The sequence below is a fragment of the Rathayibacter sp. AY1G1 genome, assembly GCF_002932095.1.
Classification (GTDB): domain Bacteria; phylum Actinomycetota; class Actinomycetes; order Actinomycetales; family Microbacteriaceae; genus Rathayibacter.
Window position 1 is genome coordinate 1 of record NZ_PSUZ01000005.1, and the last position, 20274, is coordinate 20274.

The window sequence follows — 20274 nt, forward strand, 5'->3', positions numbered from 1 at the left end:
CCGTCGCGAGGCCGCCAGGTGGCGACCAGCTCGGTGCGCGCCGGGAGGACCGCGGCGAGATCAGCGAGGTCGCCCTCCGCCTCCGCCGACGTCGGCCAGCAGCAGACGAGCTCCGCCGAACCCCGCTCGCCCGCCCGGAGCGCCGTCCAGAAACGTCCCGTCGGCCCGAGCCCCGCCGCGTGCACTCGGGTGGCGAGCGCGCCGAGGATCTCGTTCGCCTCGTCGTCGCCCGGCCCGTCGGCCTCGTCCAGGGCGATCGTGAGGACCTGGCCGACGTACGGCTGCGCCGGCATCGTCCGCTCGGCGACCTCGACCGGCACGGCGAGCGCCCGCAGCGTCACCTCGGCGGCCTCGAACGCCCGGTCCTCCTGCTCCCGCTCCGCGAGCACGCGCTCCGTGTGCGCCAGCAGCGCCTCCGCCGCGGTGCCGGCTCGAGTCGCCGCCGCGACCTCGGGCAGCGGGACCCCCGCGCTCCGGAGCGCGCCGATCACGACTCCGACCCGGACCTGCGCGTCGGCGTACCGGCGGTACGACGACCGCTCGTCGACCTCCGCCGGGACCAGCACGCCCTTCTCGTCGTAGTGCCGGAGCGCCTTCACGCTCAGACCCGTGATGCCTGCGTACTCCCCGATGCCCACCATGCCTCCAGCATCCCGTCTCCCCCGGCGGGAGGGTCAACGGGCGGCGAGGTCGACCGGCAGGAGGGTCGACCGGCGGGACGGGTCGACCAGCGGGACGGCTAGCAGCGGAGCCGGGCGGGAGGCGACGCGACCGGCGTCGGCGGACCCGACCCCGCATCACGCCACGCGCCCCCGCCTCAGCCCGCCCGCCTCACCGCGCGCTCACCAGCCCTCGGGCCCCGCGCTCCCTGCCTCGTACTCGTCCAGTGGAGCGTCGCCCGCGGCCCAGGCGGAGAGCACCGGAGTGATGATGCGCCAGCACTGCTCGGCCACGTCGCCCGGGACCGAGAGCAGGGTGTCGCCCTGCAGGATCCCGGCGAGGACCTGCGCGTAGGGGTCGAGCGTGGCCGCGCCGGGCTGCGCCGTCAGGGTGGTGCGCTCGAGATCGGTCAGCTCGTCGGCGCTGTTCACGACCAGGTCGAGGCTGACGTCGCCGCCCTTGAGGCCGATCCGGAGGACCGTCCCGGCGTCGCCCTCGGCCGCCTGCAGGCCGCGCGGGGGCGTGGCGGCGCGGAAGTGGATCGCCACCTCGCGGCGCGGGTCGCCGATCGCCTTGCCGGAGCGGAGGACGAAGGGGACGCCCGCCCAGCGCGGAGTGTCGACCTGGAGCAGCAGCTGCGCGAGGGTCTCGGTGCCGGTCTCGGGGTCGACGTCGGGCTCGTCGACGTAGGAGGGGAAGAAGCGGCCGTCGACGCGGCCCTCGGTGTAGCGGGCTCGGCGGGCGGAGGAGGGGTCGTCGCGCCAGAGCCGCACGGCGCCGAGCACCTCGGCCATGCGCGCGTGGACCTCGTCGGGCGCGACCTCGTCGGGGCGCTCCATCGTGGTCAGCGCGAGCACCATCAGGAGGTGGCTCTGCAGCATGTCGCGCAGCGCGCCGGTCTTCTCGTAGAAGGCCGCGCGGCCCTCGATGCCGAGCGTCTCGTCGTAGACGATCTCGACCTTCTCGATCCACTCGGCGCTCCAGCTCCCCTCGAGCAGGCTGTTGCCGAACCGCAGGCCCAGCATCCCCAGCACGGTCGCGTTGCCGAGGAAGTGGTCGATGCGCCAGAGGCGGCTCTCGGGGAGGACCTTCGCGAACGCCGCGTTGAGGGCGATCGCGTCGTCGAGGTCCTCGCCGAACGGCTTCTCGATGGCGACGACCAGCTCCTCGGGGAGGTCGAGCTCGGCGAGCGAGGCGGCGACCTTGTGCCCCATCGCAGGCGGCAGGGCGACGTAGAGCACCGGGGTCGACGGGCAGGCGTCGAGGAGGGCCTTCAGCTGCTCCGGGTCGGAGGCGTCGGTGGCGACGAAGCGCGCCCGTGACGCGAGGGCCTCGACCGTGTGCGCGGCGACTCCGGCCGCCTCGAGGCTGCGGCGGACGAGGCCCTGCCACTCCTCGTCGGTCTGGGGCGTGCGCGCCGCGCCGATCAGCGTGAGCTCGAGGTCGCGCGCGAGCTCGGCCACCCGGCCCAGGCCCGGCAGCAGCAGCCGCTCGGTGAGGTCGCCGCCCGCTCCGAGGATCGCGATGCTCCGCCGCTCGCTCCCCAGTGCCGCGGCCTCGGGGATTCCGATCTGCTCCGTCATGGTGTCTCCCTCGTAGCCGTCGTGAGTCAGCGGCCACAGTACGCGCCGGGCCCTGGCGCGAGGCCGGGAGCCGGGAGGGGTTGAGGAAGCGGGCGCGGAGTGGCAGGGCGGCGCGGTCGGGAGCGAGAGAGCTGGACAACCTCCGCTGAGACGCGGCCTGCCGTGTCGGGGCAGGGACCCCCCTTCTCAGCCGACGTCGGGCCGCGACCCACGACGCCCGGCCCGCCGCAGCCGTCCCGCACAGCACGTCATCCCTCTCCGGTGCCGTCCGGCGGTACCCTGCCCGCATGCGCCTGCGCCAGGTCGTCCTCGACACGGAGGACGCCCGCGCCCTCTCCGCCTTCTACCTCGCCCTGCTCGGCGGCGAGTACCGCCCCGGCGACGAGCCGCCCGCGGACGGCTCGGACGACGAGGCAGAGTGGGTCGCGATCGTCACCGCCGACGGCGCGAAGCTCACGTTCCAGCGGGTGGCCGCCCTGCCGCGCGCGACCTGGCCGGAGGGGCCCGTCCCGCAGCAGCTGCACCTCGACTTCATGGTCGCGGACGCCGACGAGCTCGACCGGCAGAAGACCCGGGCGCTCACCCTCGGCGCCGAGCTGATCGAGGACAGGAGCGAGGACCCGGAGGAGGCGCTCCACGTCCTCGCCGATCCGGCCGGCCACCCGTTCTGCGTCTTCGTCGCGCCCGACTACCCGGCGGAATAGGGGCGCGCGGCTTCAGCGAGTCGCACGCGTCGGATCACATGCCGGTGATCGTGACCGTCGTCGTCGCCGCGATCACCGCGGCTCCCGTGACGCTCGCGGCGGTTCCCGCGAGGACGGCGGCGGCCGCCGGCCCTGCCCAGTGCTGCGCCGCGAGCGACCGGATCGCCTGCCGGTCCGGAATGCCGGGCCTCGGCGAGAGCGCTCCGGCCGCGTCGAGCAGGCCGATGAGCGCCGCGTCCGACGGAAGGGGCGCCGTCCGAGCCGCGAGGACCTCGGCGACCCGGATCCGCAGCCGCTCGTCCTCCGCCGGCTCCACGGCGGCGACCCGCTCGAGGAGGGCGGCATGCAGCTCCCTCCGCGTGAGGCGGGCGATCCACCAGGAGACGCTGCGCGGTGCTCGCTCCGCTGCGATCCACCCGAGTGCCCCGTCGAGCACGGCGTCCCCGAGCGCCGACCGCTCCGTCCCGAGGGCGACCGCTCCGGCGTCCACCTCGACGCGCCGCTGGAGGGAGAGCTCCGCGAGGACGGAGGCGGCCAGGACGGTGTCGAGAGCGCCCGACGAAGCCGCGGGCCGCCCGTCGCTCCGCCGCAGCAGGAGGAGGAGAGCGACGGGGAGGGGCGGCTGCCCGGCTCCGGGGGGCGCAGCGGCCGGCGGGGTGGTGGGAGGCGGCTGTTCCGAGGAGTTCCGTGTCGAGTCGTCCATCCCTCGAGCCTGACACCGACCCCTCGAGACCGCATCCGCCGGGCGACGGGTCCTCCGTCGTCCCACCGATCGACCGGCCGGACACGCCCGAGAGCCCACGTCGCGCCCCGAAGCGGACAGCCCCTCGGCCCGTCCGGCGTCAGACCACCCCCGCCGCCGTCCCCGATACGATCAGGTCGGCGCGGTCGCGAGTGGCCTCGATCAGCAGCGCGTTCCGCCCGTCGACCTCGGAGGCCCAGGCGGAGGCCGCCTCGGGGGCGCGGCCGAAGGAGACGTGGCGGTCGACCAGGCGCTCGAAGCGCTCGGTCTCGGGAGTCGCGCAGAACCAGGCCTCGTCGAACTCGGCGCGCAGCAGCGCCCACGGGCCCTCGTCGACGAGGAGGTAGTTGCCCTCCAGCACGACGAGCGACGCGGAGGGGTGCACCGCCAGCGCGCCGGCCACTCCCTCGTCGACGGTGCGCTCGAAGGTGGGCGCGTAGACGACGTGGTCGGTCTCGGCGCGCAGCCTCCGCACCAGGGCGAGGAAGCCCCAGCCGTCGAACGTGTCGAGGGCGCCCTTGCGGTCGTGGCGGCCGAGCTCGTCGAGCGTGGCGTTGGCGAGGTGGAAGCCGTCCATCGGCACGAAGGCGGCGGTCCCCTCCCCCGCGAGCTCGTTCGCGCGGGCGACCACGGCCCGGGCGAGCGTGGTCTTGCCGGCCCCGGGGCTGCCGGCGATCGCGACGATCGCGCGGCGGCCCGGCGAGGTCAGCGCGAGCGCGCGCCCGGCCAGCTCGTCGAGGCCGGGCCGCACCGCGTCGGGCGCGACCTCGGTCTCAGGCCTCGCCACGGCTGCTCTCCAGCGCGTTCACCAGGAAGCCGTGGGCGTGGCGGGCGAGCGCGGGGCCGTCGTTCCAGAGGTTCCGCCACACGGCCAGGTCGTTCGAGAGGGTCGGCGAGACGACGGCCGACGAGAACGACTCGAAGGTGATGGGTCCGCGGTAGTCGATCGCGGCGAGGGCGTGGAAGAACGTCGTGAAGTCGAGGTGGCCGCTGCCGAGGTAGCCGCGGTGGTTCTCGCCGATGTGGACATACCCGAGACGATCCCCGACCAGCAGCACCGGGCGGAAGAAGTCGTCCTCCTCGATGTTCATGTGGTACGTGTCCAGGTGGATCAGGACGTTGTCGGCGCCGATGTCGTCGGCGAGGCGCAGGGCGTCCGCGGCGGTGTTGATGACATTGGTCTCGTAGCGGTTGCAGATCTCGAGGCCGAGGGTCATGCCCTTCGTCGCAGCCTCGGCGGCGAGGTCGGTCAGCACCGAGACGACGTTCGCGCGGCCCGCGGCCGAGAGGGGCGCGCTGTACTTGCCGAGCGCGCTGTAGAGGGCGCCGGTGAAGTGGGTGCCGCCGAGCGCGTGGGTGGTCTCGAGGGAGTCGGCGAGCAGCTTCGCGCCGCGGGCCACCACCTCCGGGTCGTCGCTGGAGACGTCGGCCGAGAAGGCGAGGCCGCGCGAGCAGACGATGCCGAGGTCGTTCGCCTCGAGGGCGGCGCGGGCGGAGGCGGTGTCGAGGTTCTGCACGTCGTGCAGCGAGAGCTCCAGCAGGTCGAATCCGGCCGCCTTGGTCTGCTCGATCGTCGCGGTCACTTCGTCGGGGGTGGTGCCGCCGGCGAAGACGAGGGCGTGCACTCCGAGAGGGTTCGTGGTCATGGTGGTGCTCCTTGGTTCGAGAGGTTCAGGAGCGGCGTCGGGCCGCGGGGTCGGTGTCGAGCAGGTCCGCGAGGAACGCGTGACCGGAGGTCGCGAGGGCGACGGGGTCGTGCCAGAGCTCGCGCCAGAGGCCCATGCCCTCGGCCGAGGCCGGGGGCTGGACGGCGGGCGAGAAGCTCTCGAGGGTGAGCGGGCCGCGGTAGCCGGAGTCGGCGAGCGCCGCCGCGAGCCCGGTCCAGTCGGTGCTCCCGGTGCCCAGCTCTCCGCGGTGGTTCTCGGAGGCGTGGAGGTAGCCGAGCAGGTCGCCGGCGTCGCGGACGGCGCTCGCGAGGTCGACCTCCTCGAGGTGGGCGTGGAAGGTGTCGAGGTGCAGGAGCACGTTCGGCGCGTCGAGCTCGCGGAGGAACGCGGCGGTCTGGGCGGCCGTGTTCAGCAGGTTGCTCTCGTAGCGGTTCACGTACTCCGCTCCGACGACGACGCCGGCGGGAGCGGCGGCCGCGGCGACCCTCCGCAGCACGTCGAGCGAGCGCGAGCGGGCAGCCGCGTCGGCCGCGTGCTCGTACTTGCGCATGGCCGAGTAGGTGACTCCGCCGACGTACCGCGCGCCGATCGCCTCGGCGAACCGCACGGCCGCCAGGAGCCGCTCCTCGCCGCGGCCGGCCGTGGCCTGGTCCGTGATGTCGGAGTCGGCGTCCAGCGCGAGCGAGACGACCGCGTCGATCCCGTGCTCGTCGAGCAGGTCGGCGGTCCACGCGGAGGCGTCGGGGTCGTCGGGCGCCGGGATCTCGATCAGGTCGAAGCCGATCGAGGCGGCGGCGCCGATCGCGCGGCGCCCCGACTCCGGCGTCCAGTCGCCGACGAGCAGGCCCGCGTGGACCCCGATCGGCGACGAGCGCTCCGTGCTCCCGCGGTGCAGGAACTCGGGGTGCATCAGGCGGCCTTCGCGCCCGTGATCAGCGAGACGAGCTCGTCGCCGCTGGTCTCGGCGGTGCGGCGGCCGGCGACGGCGAGGCCCGCGCGCATCACCCACACCTGGTCGCTCAGGCGCATCACCTGGTCGAAGTTGTGGCTGATCAGCAGCACGGCCACTCCGGCGTCGCGCAGCTTGAGGATGATCTTCTCGACGCGCGCCGTCTCCTGGACGCCGAGCGCCGCGGTCGGCTCGTCCATGATCACGATCTTGCTGCCCCAGCCCGCGGCCCGGGCGATCGCGACCGCCTGGCGCTGGCCGCCCGAGAGGCGGCGGACCTTGCTGGTGACCGGCGGGACGTTCACGGCGAGGTCGCCGAGCAGCTCCTGGGCCGTCTTCTTCATCTGCGTCCGGTCGAGGAACCGCACCCCGGGCACGCCCTTGGTGAGCTCCCGGCCGAGGAAGAAGTTCTGCCACACGGTCAGGTCCTCGACCAGGGCGAGGGTCTGGTGCACCGTCTCGATGCCGCCGTCCCGGGCGCCGAGCGGAGTGGTGAAGTGCACCACGTCGCCGTCCAGGGTGATGGTGCCGGAGTCGGCGGGGTGCACTCCGGAGAGGCAGCGGACGAGGGTGGACTTGCCCGCGCCGTTGTCGCCGATCAGGGCGGTGATCTCGCCGCGGCGCATCGACATCGACGCTCCCTTGAGAGCGTGGACGCCGCCGAAGGACTTCTTGATGTCCCGCGCTTCGAGCAGGATGTCGCTGGTCATGGCTGGGCTCACTTCTTCTGGTAGCGGGTGATGAGGGCGGCGAGCACGACCACCAGGCCGACGGCGAGGGGCTGGTAGAACTGCGAGACGCCGAGCAGGGTCAGGCCGTTGGTCAGCGCGGTCAGGAGGAACGCTCCGATGATCGGGCCGACGATCTTCGCCTTGCCGCCGGTGAGGCTCACTCCGCCGAGCACGACGGCCGCGATGGAGTTGAGCAGGTACTGCGTGTTGATGGCCGGCTCCGCAGCGCCGACGCGGGCGACGAGGAGGAGCGAGCCGACTCCGGCGAGGACGGCGGCGATGATGTACACCGCGATGCGCACGCGTCCGGCCTTGATGCCGTTGGCGACCGCGCTCTCCTCGTTGCCGCCGACCGCCTGCACGTGCAGGCCGAAGCGGGTGCGGAACATGACGACCCAGGCGACGACTCCGATGACCGCGGCCAGGATGATCGGGTAGCCGATGATCCCGATCGAGCCGGTGGTGAGGCGGAGCAGCTCGGGGCTGCCGACCGTGATCGGCTTGCCGTCGGAGACGATCAGCGCGAGGCCGGTCGCCACCGAGAGCGTGCCCAGTGTCGCGATGAAGTCGGTGACCTTGCCCTTCGCGATCAGGAAGCCGTTGATCACTCCGATCAGCCCCGCGAAGAGCAGGGCCGCGAGCGCCGAGAGCCAGAAGCCCCAGCCGGCGCTCCAGCCGATGCCGAAGCCGACCGCTCCGACGGTCATCGTCGCCGAGATCGAGAGGTCGATGCCGCCGGTGGTGATGACGAAGGACTGGCCGATCGAGAGGATGACCAGGATCGCGGCGGCGACGAGCATCGCCTTGATGTTGCCGAGGCTGAGGAACGTCGGCGTCGCGATCGAGAACACGATCACCAGGGCGACGAGCCCGATCGGTGCGGCGTTCTCGGCCCAGAAGCTGAGCTGACGCAGGTTCGCCAGCAGCGGGGAGGCGCTGGCCGGGGGTCGGGCGGTGACTGAGGTCATGGTCGCTTCCTGGGTTGCCATGGGCGGGAGGTCCTACTTGCTGGGGACGAGCGCGGCGAGCGGGTTGTCGAACTCCTCGAACGGCTGGGGGAAGGCGCCGAGGGCCTGCTCCGCGGTCTCGGAGGTCACGAGCGCGGTGGGCGACTCGATCTCGGCGGGGATCTCCTCGCCGGCGCCGACGGCCTCGCACGCCTGCACGCCGAGCTGGCCGATCGCGTAGGGGTACTGGGCGACGGTGGCGGTGAGCCCGCCGTCCTTCACCGACTGCAGCGCGTCCTCGTTGCCGTCGACGCTGACCACCTGGACGGAGCCGGTGAGGCCCGCGTTCTCGACGGCCTTGACGATGCCGAGGCCCATGTCGTCGTTCGCGGCGAAGAACGCCTTCACGTCGGGGTTCGCGGCGAGGATGTCGGTCGCCTTGGTCAGCGCGACCTCGCGCTTCCAGTCGGCCGCGGCCTCCTGGACGACGGTGAGGTCGGAGCCGATCGCGGCGGTGAAGCCGTCGACGCGGGCGGCGCTGGTGACGTCTCCCGAGACTCCGCCGATGACGGCGACCTCGGAGCCGGCGGGCAGCTGCTGCAGGAGGAAGTCGCCGGCCTTGCCGCCCGCGGCCTCGTTGTCGGTGCCGATGTAGGTGGTCACGTCGAGGTTCGCGGCCTCGACCGCGTCGGGGTCGAGCGGGCTGTCGATGTTGACGATCGTCTTGCCGGTGGCGGAGGCGAGGGCCTGCACCAGGTTCGTGCCGCTGATCGGGTTGACGATCAGGCAGCCGAAGTCCTGGCCGGCGACCGTGGTGAGCTTGTCGGCCTGGCCGGTGGTGTCGCCGATGTCGGCGGCGGCCTGCACCGAGACGTCCACGGAGTCGTCCTTCGCGGTGTCCTCGATGCCGTTCTCCATCGCCTGGAAGAAGGGGTTGTCGAGGCCCTTGATGACCGCGGCGACCTTGGTCGATCCGGAGCCGCCGGCGGCCGTGTCGCCACCCGAGGCGCAGCCGGTGAGGAGGAGTGCGAGGGCGCCGACCGGTGCGAGAACCGGGAGGAGGCGGCGTGCTGTGCGGTTCATCGTCATCCTTGAGGATCAGTGGCACCACTGCGTGCCGGTGTGTGAAAACTACCGGGGCTTTCGCGTTACCGCAATACGAAAGTCGGGGAACTTCAGGTTTCCCGTCGGCAGGCATGTACGCTGACCGTGACAAGAGGGGGAGCGATGACGGGGTACTCCACCGGCGAGGCCGGTTCGCACGTGGCCGACGTCCTCGCGCTGTTCCGCGAGCAGGGCGAGGTCTCGCGCAACGCGGTGATGGAGCAGACGGGGCTCTCCCGCTCCACCGTCAACCAGCGCCTCGCGACCCTTGTGGAGCTCGGCCTGATCGCCCCCACCACCGGCGGCGAGTCGACCGGCGGGCGCCCCTCGAGCATGTTCGCGATGAACCTCGTCGGCACGGTGTTCCTCACCGCCGACATCGGGGCGAGCGGATTCGTCGCCGCCGCCTGCGACCTGCGCGGCACCCCCCTCCGGCACGAGAGCGGCGTCGTCGACGTCTGGGAGGGACCGGACGCCGTGCTCTCGCTGGTGCTCGCCGCGTTCGAGCGGCTGCAGCAGGGCGACGCGGTCGCCGGCATCGGCGTCGGAGTCCCGGGGCCGGTCGAGTTCGCCGCCGGGCGCGTGCGCAATCCGCCGATCATGACCGGCTGGGACGACTTCGACATCGCCGGCTACTTCGCCCAGCCGTACGAGGGCGTGCAGGTCGTCATCGAGAACGACGCGAACGCCCGCGCCCTCGCCGAGTCGCGCCACCACGGCTCCGACAACCTGATCAGCCTGAAGCTCGGCACCGGCATCGGCTCGGGCCTCGTCTTCAACGGAGCGACGATCCGCGGAGCCGTCGGCGCGGCCGGCGACATCGGCCACACCCGCGCGGTCACGGGCACGGTCGACGCGGATCCGCTGCCCTGCCGCTGCGGCAACGCCGGCTGCGTGGAGGCGTATGCGAGCGGCTGGGCCCTCGTCCGCGACCTCTCGGCCGACGACCCCTCGATCAAGCACGTCGCCGACGTCACGGCCCGCGTGCTCCGCGGCGACATGCGCGCCACCCAGGCGGTGCGCCAGGCCGGCCGCGTCCTCGGCGAGGCGGTCGCCGACCTCGTCAACATCCTCAACCCGCGGACCATCGTGATCTCGGGCCAGCTCGGCGACTGCGGCGAGGTGCTGATGTCGGGCCTGCGGGAGCGCGTCTACCTGCGCACCCACCCGCTCGCCACGCGGCACCTGACCATCCACACGTCGGACCTGGGCGAGCTGGCGGGCGTGATCGGCCTCGCTCTGACGACCGCCGACCAGGTCTTCAGCCGCGAGCGCTTCGACCGCGAGGCGAGCGCCGAGAGCCCCCGCGCGGCGGCCGCCGCGAGCTGAGCGGGAGCGGGTTCAGTGACGCAGGGTCGCGGTGATCCGGCAGAGCACCTGGACGTGGGACGGGGCCTCGGGGTTCACCTTCTCGGCGACCGCCTCGACCTCCCATCCGGACGCCATGAGCGCGGCGACCTCACCGCACAGCCAGTCCGGCACCCATCCGATCCGCTCGCCGGACACCGAGGCCACCTCGTAGGCCTCCGGGTTGCGGAGGTTCGAGGCGTCGGGCACGAGGACCAGCCCGTCGCCCTGCTCGAGAGGCAGCACCGGAAGCGGGAGCTCGGCCCGATGGCGGACTCCCGCCACGAAGAAACGACTGATGAGGGTCTGCGCGGTGCGGAGAGGCTTCTCCACGACATGGAAGGTGTCGGTCGCTCGCGCCGCGCCGGTCCGGACCATGATCTCGACGGGGAGGTCGGGGGACGCCGCCTCGAGACCGAGCCACCCCAGGTACTCCTCGTACGAGCCGCGCTCGGACGACATCACCCTGTTGGCGAAGAACGGCGGAAGGGACGAGCTCCGGTACTCCGCGTCCACACGGGGGAACTCCGCGAGCGGGAAGAAGTCCTCGTCGGCGACAGCCGCCGGCTCGTACCGGAAGAGGAAGCCGTCGACCCCGACGGACAGCACCGCCGCGCGGAGGAACCGGCGAGTACGAGGGTTCTGCCAGACGAGCAGCAGCTCGCGGACACCAGGGGTCGGACGCGGCGCCGGTCGATCAACGAGGAGAGTCATCGAGGATCCTCCTCCGTGTCGCTGCCAGCAGTCCTTCCGTGAAACTAGCGCACGTCTCCGACATCAGGGTCGGAGGCACCGCCGCGAGGACCTCGCGGACTGCAGAGGGATCGACCGCTCGGAGGCGAGCAGGCCAGAACGCCTGCGCCTCCGGAGAGGCCGCCGCGAGGGCCTCCGCTGCGAGGTCGACCAGCAGCGGTCTCCCGGCGAAATGGTGACTCCTTCCTCTCCGCACCCACCGGTCGAAGAGAGCCTCATCGGCGAGGCAGGCGGCGCGCTTCTCCTCGGTCTCCTGGAACCCGAGGGCATTGCCGTGATCGAACGAGGGCGAGAGGGTCCGATGACCGCGTCCGGCGATGACGGCCCAGTTCTCGTCGTGTCGATCCCGTCCAGCTACCCAGGCATCGAACAGCAGGTAGCCCGCCCACACGTCGAAACCGCTCAGTCCGGCGACGGCGTCGAAGCCTGCAGGAGCGTCGACGCCGTCGAGAGCACGTCTCACCGCATCGACGGTGTAGCGGTCGTTGGGCCGCCTCCGAGCGTGGTCGTAGTGGCGATCGGAGTGGCGCAGCAGGCTGTTCCCGATCTCGAGGCTCTGGATCTGCTCGCGCTCGATGACGTTCCTCGACATGATTCCGCGCCGACCGCCCACCGTCGCAGGTCGGATCTCCGCGCACGGGACGTCGAGCATCCGCGCGAGATGGAACGACACCCACTCCGCCCAGTCCTCACCGCGGGTCTCGTCTCCTCGCTGGCGGGCGAACTTGAAGAGCCACAGATCGCCGTCGGCGACGAGCCAGAACTTCTCCTTCGTCCCCATCGGCTCGTCCGACCACCCCTCGTCGAAGGCGCGCTCGATGGTCGTCGACTCCCACTTCGGCTGCATCCGGTCGCGGTAGCCCGCGTGCTGCCGGCCGCGGCGGTCCTGTCGCGTCTCGCGGCCGCGACCCCCTCCGCCCCGCGCACTGTTACGCCCGGCGACGAAGGGTTACGCCGGGCGACGCGGGCCGGGACGGGCGGGCCCGCGGTGCTCCATCATCGTGTCCGGGACGACGCGGAGAGGCCGCGGCCGCCCGACCCGTCCGAAGGAACGCGATGATCCGGCTCGAGCAGCTCAGCAAGTCGTACGGTCCGGCGACCGTGCTCGACCGCCTCGACTTCTCGGTCGCGACCGGCGAGATCTTCGCCGTCGTCGGCCCGAGCGGCGCAGGCAAGAGCACGCTCGCCGCCTGCGTGAACCTCCTGGAGCGGCCCACCTCGGGCACGGTCGTCGTCAACGGGGAGGCGCTCTCGCAGCTCTCGGAGGAGCGGCTGCGCGTCGCCCGCCGCCGCATCGGCACCGTCTTCCAGTCCGACGGACTCTTCAGCCGCCGCACGGCCGAGCAGAACGTGGCCCTGCCGCTGGAGTACCTCGGCGTCACCGCCGCCGAGACGAAGCGCCGCGTCGCGGAGCTGCTCGAGCGCGTCGGCCTCTCGGACCGCGCGCGCTACTACCCGCACCAGCTCTCCGGCGGTCAGCGCCAGCGCGTCGGCATCGCCCGCGCTCTCGCCCTCCGCCCCTCGGTGCTGCTCTCGGACGAGGCCACCTCGGGCCTCGACCCCGCCTCGACCACCGCGATCACCACGCTCCTGAAGGAGCTGCGCGACGACCTGGGCCTCTCGATCCTCTTCATCACCCACGAGATGGAGACGGTGCGCCAGGTGGCCGACTCCGTCGCCCGCCTCGACCACGGCCGCATCGTGGAGTCAGGCCGTCTCGTCGACCTGCTGCGCGACCCCGCGTCCCCGCTCGGCCTCGCCCTCAACCCGGTGCGCCCCGCCGTCGCGCCCGGCCCGGGTCTGGGCGAATGGGTGGTGGGCTACTCCCGCTCCGGAGTGCCGACCGACTGGGTCACCCGGCTCGCGGAGGCGGTCGGCCCCGTCTCGCTGCTCGGCGCGGCGATCGAGACGGTGGACGGGCAGGCGGTCGGCCACGCGACGATCGGGCTCGGCCCGGTCGACGAGGCGCGGCTCACCCGTGCGGCGGCCGAGCTCGGCCTGTCGGTCCGGCCCGCCGGCGTGCGCGTCCTCGCCGAGGAGGTGGCGGCATGATCCTCCACCTCGACAACAAGGTCCCGCTCGAGCAGATCCCCGCGCTGGTGCTGCCGGCGCTCGGCGAGACGCTGATCATGGTCGGCATCGTCATGGCGATCGTGGTGCTGGTCGGCGTGCCGCTGGGCGCTCTCGTGCACAACCTCGCTCCGGGCGGGCTGGCCGAGAACCGGGCCGCTCACCAGGTGCTCAGCGCCGTCATCAGCGTCGGCCGCTCGCTGCCGTTCCTCATCCTGATGGCGTCGATCATGCCGTTCACGCGCCTGATCACCGGCACCAACATCGGGATCGCGGCGGCCGTCGTGCCGATGTCGATCGCGGGGATCGCCTTCTTCACCCGCATCGTCGAGAACGCGCTGCGCAGCGTGCCGCTCTCGCTCACCCGCGTCGCCCGCGCCTCCGGAGCGTCGCGGCTGCAGGTGGTGCGGACCGCCCAGCTCAGCGAGGCGGTGCCGCAGATCATCGGCGGCCTGACGATCAACACGATCGCGATGATCGAGTACTCGGCGATCGCCGGCACGATCGGCGCCGGCGGCATCGGCTACGTCGCGGTGACCTACGGCTACCAGCGCTTCGACACCACCGTCATGCTCGCCACCATCGTGATCCTGGTCGCCACCGTCGCGACCGTGCAACTCACCGGCGACGCCCTCGTCCGCGCGACCACGCCCGGCGCCTCCCGCTCGCGGCGAGCGCCGCGGGTCGCGGCCGCCGTCTAGAACCACCACTCCTCCTCCTGCGCCCTCGGGCGCCCCTCCCGCGCGCCCGCGCACCCCCTCTTCGAAAGGCACCGCCATGTCCACTCCCGTTGACCTCGGATTCGATCTCAAGAAGAAGCGCCGCTGGCCCTGGATCGCCGGAGCGGCCGTCGTCGTGGTCGGCGTCGCCTCCGCGATCGCCGTCCCGCTCCTCTCCCCCGCCGTCTCGGCCAACGAGCAGGAGGGAGCGACGCTCTACGTCGCGACCGCCGAGGGCAATGCCTCCGAGCAGGCCCTGGTCGACTTCGTCGCGAAGGAGGTGGCGCCGCGCTACGGCATCACCGTCGCCTTCAAGGGGCTCTCGGACAGCAACACCATCAACCGCGCGGTGAGCGAGGGCGAGGTCGCGGCCACGGTCTACCAGCACAAGCTCTGGCTGGGACAGGTGCTCGAGGCCAACCCCGACTTCGAGGAGGAGGCGGCCACCCCCGTCTTCCGCTGGGGCTTCGGGCTCTGGAGCGACAAGTACTCCGACGTCTCCCAGATCCCCGACGGCGGCACGGTCTCGCTCTACTCCGATCCCGCCAACGAGGCGCAGGGCCTCTGGCTGCTGCAGAACGCCGGCCTGATCACGCTGAAGCCGGGCACGGAGCCGGGCACCGCGACCCAGGACGACATCGCCGAGAACCCGAAGAACCTGCAGTTCACCCTGCTCGACTTCGCCGCCCAGTCGCGCGCGCTGCCGGACCTCGACGCGGCCGTCGGCTACACCGAGTACTACCTCGCCGCCGGCATCCCGATCGAGCAGCAGATCTTCGCCCCGCAGGCCCCCGACGACTTCGCCGGGCAGCTCACCATCGGCTCGAAGTACCGCGACACCGAGAACGTGAGGAAGCTCGTCCAGGCCTTCCAGGATCCGGCCGTGCAGGAGTTCCTCGCCACGGACGAGACGGTGAAGGGGATCCTGCTGCCGATCGACGGCTGAGCAGGGCCGGAGCGACGGGGTCGCCTGAGGAGTCGCGCGCGGCTTCTCGGGCGACTCGGCGTCTGCGGACGTAGCGTGGGCTCATGAACACGTTCACTCTCCACAACGGTGTCGAGATCCCCGCCCTCGGACTCGGCGTCTTCCAGACTCCGCCCGACGAGACCCGCGCCGCCGTCGCCGCCGCGCTCGACGCGGGGTACCGGCACATCGACACGGCGGCGGCCTACGGCAACGAGCGCGAGGTGGGCGAGGCGATCGCCGGCCGCGACGACGTCTTCCTCGAGACGAAGGTGTGGATCAGCGACTACGGCTACGACGAGACGCTGCACGCCTTCGACAAGAGCGCGGGCAAGCTCGGCGTCGAGCGGATCGACCTGCTGATCCTGCACCAGGCCCTGCCCGAGGCCTTCGACCGCACCCTCGACGCCTACCGGGCGCTCGAACGGCTGCTCGCCGACGGGAGGGTGCGGGCGATCGGCGTGAGCAACTTCATGGTCGAGCACCTCACCCGCCTGCTCACCGAGACCGACGTCGTCCCCGCGGTGAACCAGCTCGAGGTGCACCCGTACTTCCAGCAGCGGCGGGTCGAGCGCTTCGGCTGCGAGAACGACATCCTCACCCAGGCCTGGTCGCCGATCGGCGGCATCACCGCCTACCGCGACTCCCCGCGCCGCAGCTTCGACGACCCGGTGCTCCTCGAGCTCGGCGCCAAGTACGGGAAGACGGCCGCGCAGGTGATGCTGCGCTGGCACCTGCAGGAGGGCCGCCAGGTCATCCCCAAGTCGACCCGCCCCGAGCGCATCGCCGAGAACATCGACGTGTTCGACTTCGCGCTCTCCGGCTCGGAGCTCGCCCGGATCGACGCCCTCGAGGCCGGCGTGCGTGGCGGACCGGAGCCCGAGGCCGTGACGCTGGAGGCGTACGGCCGTGACATCCCCGAGGCGTGAGGACGGCGCCCGCGACGGGAACACCGGAGCCGTCGCGGGCGTTGCCCTCACCATGAGCGTTCCCCTCTCCATCCTCGACCTCGCCCCCATCGCCCCCGGTGAGACCGCTCGCGACAGCTTCGCCGCCTCCGTCGCCCTGGCCCAGGAGGCCGAGCGGAACGGCTACCGCCGCGTCTGGTACGCCGAGCACCACAACATGGCGAGCATCGCCTCCAGCGCGACCTCGGTGCTCATCGCGCACGTCGCCTCGCAGACCTCCACGATCCGCCTCGGCTCCGGCGGCGTCATGCTGCCGAACCACTCCCCGCTCACCATCGCCGAGCAGTTCGGCACCCTCGAGACGCTGCACCCGGGCCGGATCGACCTCGGACTCGGCCGCGCCCCCGGCAGCGACCAGGCGACCTTCCGCGCGCTCCGCCGCGACCCCGACTCCTCCGAGCGCTTCCCGCAGGACGTGCTGGAGCTGCAGGCCTTCCTCGCCGGCGAGTCCCGCATCCCCGGAGTGAGCGCGACGCCCGGTGCCGGCACCCGCGTCCCCCTCTACATCCTCGGCTCCTCGCTCTTCGGCGCGCAGCTGGCCGCCGCGCTGGGCCTGCCGTACGCGTTCGCCTCGCACTTCGCTCCGGACGCGCTGCACCAGGCCGTCGCGGAGTACCGCCGCGGCTTCCGCCCCTCCGAGCAGCTCGACGCGCCCTACGTGATCGCCGGGATGAACGCCATCGCCTCCGACACCGAGGAGGACGCGCAGGAACAGTTCGCGCAGATGAAGCGCGCCCGTTTGATGATGCTGCTGCGCCAGAGCGGGCAGATCCCCGTCGGCCAGACCTTCGACGATGAGGAGCTCGACGCCCTGCTCAGCGCCCCGATCGGCGCCCACGTCGCGAGCATGACCACCTACACCGGTGTCGGCACCGGCGACCAGGTGGCTGACTACGCAGCCGACTTCGCCCGCTCCGCCGACGCCGACGAGGTCATCGTCGCCCACGCGTCGCTGCAGACGGAGGCGCGCCTGCGCTCGGTCGCTCTCCTCGCGCAGTCGAACGCGCGCGTCGCCGTCTGAGCCCGTCCGCAACCGAGGTCGAGCGGCCCGGCACCGGCCTGATGGCCACTGTCGGACGCTCCGGGCCTCGGTTGCGCACGGCCGGCCCTGGGCAGAGTGGGGGTCGGGCGGCGCACATCAGCGGACGCGAGCAGAAGTGAGCCTCTAATGGGGGCCACCTCTCGGGGCACGACCCCGGGAGGAGCGCGTCCGCGGTGCCAGGCTGAGCCCTGTGTCGACGATGACGGGCAAGCGGCGTGAGCCCGGGGACGGCCCTGCGCGGTCAGCGGCCCTGCTGCTGCGGGTCTGCGCGGGCGACCGGACCGCCTTCCGGCAGCTCTACTCGCTCACCGCGGGCCGGGTCGTCTCCGTCGCGGACGCCGTGCTCGACGACCGCGCCGCAGCCGAGGAGGTCGCGCAGGAGGTCTACCTCGAGCTCTGGCGCACCGCGCGCTCGCTCGACCCGGGCCGTCCCGTGCTCGCCTTCCTGGCCCAGGTCGCGCACCGCCGTGCCGTGGACCGCGCCCGGGCGGACCGGTCGGCGCGGCGCCGGGAGCTGCAGTACACGGTCCTCGACCGGCCGCGCGATCACGAGTGGGAGCGCTCGGACGTCCGGCTGGCCCTGGCGCCCGCGGCCGGCGCGATCCGGCAGCTCGCCGCCATCCACCACGACGTCCTCTACCTCGCCTACGTCCGCGGGTACAGCCACTCCGAGATCGCGGAGGAGCTGTCGATCCCGCTCGGCACCGTCAAGACCCGGCTGCGCATCCGCCTGCACACCCACCTGCAGTCCGCCGGCCCGGCGGATCCGGACGGCGGACCGGGACGGCGCATCCGGCACTGACCGGTGGCGCGAACACCTCTACGCGACCGGGGTTCCACGCTTCAGGACCGTGTCCGGCCCGCTCAGCCCGCCTGCGTCGCGCCCGAGACCGCGAGCCCGACGATCACCGTGAGCACCGTCGTCCACAGCGCGATCGCGACGCCCTGCCAGAGCAGGATCCGCCCGCGGCCGACTCCGGCGCCCGCCAGCATCACCGCGGTGAAGTGCGTCGGGAGCAGCAGCGGCCCCAGCAGGCTCACGCCCGGGACGCCGTAGCGGGTGAAGGCCCGCTGGAACTTCTTGCGCCGCGGAGTCGTCCGCTTCGCCTCCGAGCGGCCCGTGATCGCCGAGCGGACGCCGGTGCCCAGCAGCACGAGCAGCGCCACGCAGACGAAGTTGCCGATCGCCCCCGCAAGCCCGGCGACGACCGGGTGGATGCCGCCGATGATCCCGATGCTCGCCGCCCCCTCGCCCTCGATGAAGGGGACGGCCCCGGCCGCGGCGACGACGAGGGGCTGCACGAGCTCGGGAACGCGGCCGATCAGGTCCTGGAATCCGAGGATCGCGTCGCTGATGATCGTCATGGTCGTGCCTTCCGGTACGTGGCCCCGGCTCTCGGGACTCCTCCATCCGACCGTGTCCGCGCCCGCTGCGGCAGTGCCGCCGGATCACCGCGTCCCGGGAGGATCGACGGCCCGAGGGGTGACAAGTGTCATGGTCGTAGCCTGGGCCGCATGGTGAACACGACCGAGGCGGATCCGCCCGTGCGCGCAGGCCGCGGCGTCGCCGTGACCTGGTGGTACACCCTCGCGTCGGCCGCCTCCTTCGTGGTGGTCGTCCTGGCCGTCTGGTCCGTGGCGGTGCTGAGCGCCGAGGCCGAGGAGTGGCGGAAGGCCGCCTACTTCCTGGGCGCGGCCGCCTGGGTCGCGGTGTTCTCGCCGACCGCGCTCGCGTACCGGCGCGCCGACCGCGAGGGCCCGGTGCGCCTCCGGGCCGCGCCGACCCTGGTCTTCTGCCTCGGAGTGGCGGCCGCCGCGCTCACCGGCACGGCCGCCGGGAGCCTCGCGCTCGGGCTCTCGCTCGCCGCGACCCTGGTCGCCGTGCTGCCCTGGCAGAGCGGCGTGCGGCTCCGGGTGATGGTGCTCTGCACGATCGTCCTCGCGGTCGCGGCGGTGCTCGAGCAGACGCGCGCGGCGCCGGACACGTCGGCCGCGCTCTCGACCCTCCTGCTGTTCGCGACGCTGCTGCCCCTGACGGTCGTCAGCGCGCTGTGGTGGTGGGACATCGTCCGCGAGCTCGACCGGGCGCGCGCCGCCGAGGGCCGGCTCGCCGCGGCCCAGGAGCGCCTGCTGCTCGCCGGCGACGTGCACGACCTCCAGGGCCACCACCTCCAGGTGATCGCGCTGCAGCTCGAGCTCGCCGAGCGCCTCCTCGGCAGCGACCCGGACGCCGCGCTCGAGCAGCTGCGCGCCGCCCAGCGCTCGGTCGACGGCGCCCGCACCGGCACCCGCGAGCTGGCGACGCGCTTCCGCAGCGTCCCGCTCGTCGACGAGCTGGCCAACGCGGCCGACCTCCTCCGCTCGGCCGGGCTCCGCGTCGAGCTCGAGGTCGACCCGGCGGCGGCTCACGCGCCGGCCGAGACGTTCGGGCCGGTGGTCCGCGAGACGACGACGAACATCCTCAAGCACGGCGGCGGCTCCAGCGCGCGGCTGCGGCTCGCGCGGGAGCAGGACGAGTGGCGGTTCGAGGCGGTGAACGACCTGGCACCGGACGCGGAGGAGGCGGACGGGACCGGCTCGGGCGTCCTCGGCATGGCGGAGCGGGTCGAGCGGGCAGGGGGGACGCTGCGCGCCGGGGCGGTCCGCCGCTCCTTCGAACTGGACGCGCGCCTGCCGGTGGGGAGCGACTCGTGATCCGGGTGCTGATCGCCGACGACGAGGACATGATCCGCACGGCGCTGGCCGCGCTCCTCCGCCTCGAGGAGGACCTCGAGATCGTGGGCGAGTGCCGCGACGGCGAGCAGGCGGTCGCGGAGGCGCTGCGCCTGCAGCCCGACGTGTGCCTGTTCGACGTCGAGATGCCCGGGCTCGACGGGATCGAGGCGGCGGAGCGGCTGCGCCGGGTCTCGGCGACGCGCGTCGTGGTCGTCACCCGGCACGCGCGGCCGGGGGTCCTGCGGCGAGCGCTCGGAGCGGGCGTCAGCGGCTTCCTGCCGAAGTCGCGCCGGGTCGAGGACGTCGCCGAGGTGATCCGCCAGGTCGCGAGCGGACGCCGCTACGTCGATCCGGAGATCGCCGCCGACGCCCTGGCGAGCACGCGCAGCCCGCTGACCGACCGCGAGCTCGACGTGCTCAGCGCCGGCTCCCGCGGCGAGACGATCGGCGAGATCGGCGCGGCGCTGCACCTCTCCTCCGGCACCGTCCGCAACCACGTCTCGTCGATCCTGCGCAAGCTCGACGTCGACACCCGCCAGCGCGCGGTCATCGAGGCCCGCGAGCGCGGCTGGATCTGAGCGCAGGCGCCGCAACGGCAGCCACTCCGCA

22 protein-coding genes are annotated in these 20274 nt (G+C 72.9%); 10 read left to right on the forward strand and 12 right to left on the reverse strand.

Annotation, left to right across the window (positions count from 1 at the left end; all coding sequences use genetic code 11):
* Together C5C36_RS03825 and C5C36_RS03830 are read right to left on the reverse strand one after the other, a co-directional pair.
* The coding region (locus tag C5C36_RS03825) for a MerR family transcriptional regulator (protein WP_104309297.1) at positions 1-641 on the reverse strand (641 nt) is incomplete at its 3' end.
* 201 nt (positions 642-842) lie between these two features.
* Complete coding sequence (locus tag C5C36_RS03830) at positions 843-2243, reverse strand: glucose-6-phosphate dehydrogenase (protein ID WP_104309298.1); 1401 nt, start codon at positions 2241-2243, stop codon at positions 843-845.
* Positions 2244-2530: 287 nt separating this feature from the next.
* Here C5C36_RS03830 and C5C36_RS03835 point away from each other — a divergent pair, with 287 nt between their 5' ends.
* A complete protein-coding gene (locus C5C36_RS03835; RefSeq protein ID WP_104273387.1) occupies positions 2531-2947 on the forward strand; it encodes a VOC family protein in 417 nt (138 codons plus the stop codon).
* Positions 2948-2981: 34 nt separating this feature from the next.
* On the opposite strand, the gene C5C36_RS03840 is transcribed toward C5C36_RS03835, so the two are convergent.
* The 7 genes from C5C36_RS03840 to C5C36_RS03870 all read right to left on the reverse strand — a co-directional run bounded on the left by C5C36_RS03840 (position 2982) and on the right by C5C36_RS03870 (position 9066).
* On the reverse strand, positions 2982-3650 hold the full coding sequence (locus C5C36_RS03840) for a GPP34 family phosphoprotein (RefSeq protein ID WP_104309299.1): 669 nt from the start codon (positions 3648-3650) through the stop codon (positions 2982-2984).
* A 139-nt stretch (positions 3651-3789) separates the two neighbouring features.
* A complete protein-coding gene (locus C5C36_RS03845) occupies positions 3790-4476 on the reverse strand; it encodes a nucleoside/nucleotide kinase family protein (RefSeq protein ID WP_208543338.1) in 687 nt (228 codons plus the stop codon).
* A complete protein-coding gene (locus C5C36_RS03850) occupies positions 4463-5335 on the reverse strand; it encodes a sugar phosphate isomerase/epimerase (RefSeq protein ID WP_104222717.1) in 873 nt (290 codons plus the stop codon). The genes C5C36_RS03845 and C5C36_RS03850 overlap by 14 nt, the downstream gene beginning before the upstream one ends.
* Positions 5336-5360: 25 nt before the next feature.
* Positions 5361-6266, reverse strand: a complete 906-nt coding sequence (locus C5C36_RS03855) for a sugar phosphate isomerase/epimerase (protein WP_104309300.1) — start codon at positions 6264-6266, stop codon at positions 5361-5363.
* Complete coding sequence (locus C5C36_RS03860; protein ID WP_104222715.1) at positions 6266-7015, reverse strand: ATP-binding cassette domain-containing protein; 750 nt, start codon at positions 7013-7015, stop codon at positions 6266-6268. The genes C5C36_RS03855 and C5C36_RS03860 overlap by 1 nt, the downstream gene beginning before the upstream one ends.
* A gap of 8 nt (positions 7016-7023) precedes the next feature.
* Positions 7024-8004: an ABC transporter permease gene (locus tag C5C36_RS03865; protein WP_104222714.1), complete on the reverse strand. Its 981-nt coding sequence runs from the start codon at positions 8002-8004 to the stop codon at positions 7024-7026.
* Between the two features lie 33 nt (positions 8005-8037).
* The gene (locus tag C5C36_RS03870) at positions 8038-9066 is read right to left on the reverse strand and encodes a substrate-binding domain-containing protein (RefSeq protein ID WP_104222713.1); all 1029 of its coding nucleotides are present in this window, start codon (positions 9064-9066) and stop codon (positions 8038-8040) included.
* Positions 9067-9210: 144 nt separating this feature from the next.
* Between C5C36_RS03870 and C5C36_RS03875 the strand changes: the two genes are divergently transcribed.
* Entirely contained in the window at positions 9211-10416 is a 1206-nt protein-coding gene (locus C5C36_RS03875; RefSeq protein WP_104222712.1) for an ROK family transcriptional regulator, read from the forward strand.
* Positions 10417-10428: 12 nt separating this feature from the next.
* Here the strand turns inward: C5C36_RS03875 and C5C36_RS03880 are convergent, their stop codons facing one another.
* Together C5C36_RS03880 and C5C36_RS03885 are read right to left on the reverse strand one after the other, a co-directional pair.
* Entirely contained in the window at positions 10429-11148 is a 720-nt protein-coding gene (locus C5C36_RS03880; RefSeq protein WP_146079454.1) for an HIRAN domain-containing protein, read from the reverse strand.
* Positions 11132-12034 (reverse strand): hypothetical protein, encoded by a 903-nt coding sequence (locus C5C36_RS03885; RefSeq protein ID WP_104222710.1) that lies wholly within the window; start codon positions 12032-12034, stop codon positions 11132-11134. The genes C5C36_RS03880 and C5C36_RS03885 overlap by 17 nt, the downstream gene beginning before the upstream one ends.
* 209 nt (positions 12035-12243) lie before the next feature.
* Here C5C36_RS03885 and C5C36_RS03890 point away from each other — a divergent pair, with 209 nt between their 5' ends.
* The 6 genes from C5C36_RS03890 (at position 12244) to C5C36_RS03915 (ending at position 17752) form a co-directional block, all read left to right on the forward strand.
* Positions 12244-13239 (forward strand): methionine ABC transporter ATP-binding protein, encoded by a 996-nt coding sequence (locus C5C36_RS03890; RefSeq protein WP_104257782.1) that lies wholly within the window; start codon positions 12244-12246, stop codon positions 13237-13239.
* Positions 13236-13958, forward strand: a complete 723-nt coding sequence (locus C5C36_RS03895) for a methionine ABC transporter permease (protein ID WP_104222708.1) — start codon at positions 13236-13238, stop codon at positions 13956-13958. Before C5C36_RS03890 ends, C5C36_RS03895 begins: the two co-directional genes overlap by 4 nt.
* A 76-nt stretch (positions 13959-14034) precedes the next feature.
* Positions 14035-14922, forward strand: coding sequence for a MetQ/NlpA family ABC transporter substrate-binding protein (locus tag C5C36_RS03900; RefSeq protein ID WP_104309301.1), 888 nt, complete (start codon positions 14035-14037; stop codon positions 14920-14922).
* An 83-nt stretch (positions 14923-15005) separates the two neighbouring features.
* Positions 15006-15869: an aldo/keto reductase gene (locus C5C36_RS03905; RefSeq protein WP_104309302.1), complete on the forward strand. Its 864-nt coding sequence runs from the start codon at positions 15006-15008 to the stop codon at positions 15867-15869.
* A gap of 52 nt (positions 15870-15921) precedes the next feature.
* The gene (locus tag C5C36_RS03910) at positions 15922-16929 is read left to right on the forward strand and encodes an LLM class flavin-dependent oxidoreductase (RefSeq protein WP_104247036.1); all 1008 of its coding nucleotides are present in this window, start codon (positions 15922-15924) and stop codon (positions 16927-16929) included.
* Between the two features lie 220 nt (positions 16930-17149).
* Entirely contained in the window at positions 17150-17752 is a 603-nt protein-coding gene (locus tag C5C36_RS03915) for a sigma-70 family RNA polymerase sigma factor (protein WP_258072191.1), read from the forward strand.
* A 62-nt stretch (positions 17753-17814) separates the two neighbouring features.
* Here the strand turns inward: C5C36_RS03915 and C5C36_RS03920 are convergent, their stop codons facing one another.
* A complete protein-coding gene (locus C5C36_RS03920; RefSeq protein WP_104309304.1) occupies positions 17815-18315 on the reverse strand; it encodes a small multidrug efflux protein in 501 nt (166 codons plus the stop codon).
* Between the two features lie 150 nt (positions 18316-18465).
* Between C5C36_RS03920 and C5C36_RS03925 the strand changes: the two genes are divergently transcribed.
* Positions 18466-19644: a sensor histidine kinase gene (locus C5C36_RS03925; RefSeq protein WP_104247034.1), complete on the forward strand. Its 1179-nt coding sequence runs from the start codon at positions 18466-18468 to the stop codon at positions 19642-19644.
* Entirely contained in the window at positions 19641-20243 is a 603-nt protein-coding gene (locus C5C36_RS03930) for a response regulator transcription factor (RefSeq protein WP_104222701.1), read from the forward strand. Before C5C36_RS03925 ends, C5C36_RS03930 begins: the two co-directional genes overlap by 4 nt.
* The last annotated feature ends 31 nt before the right edge of the window (positions 20244-20274 follow it).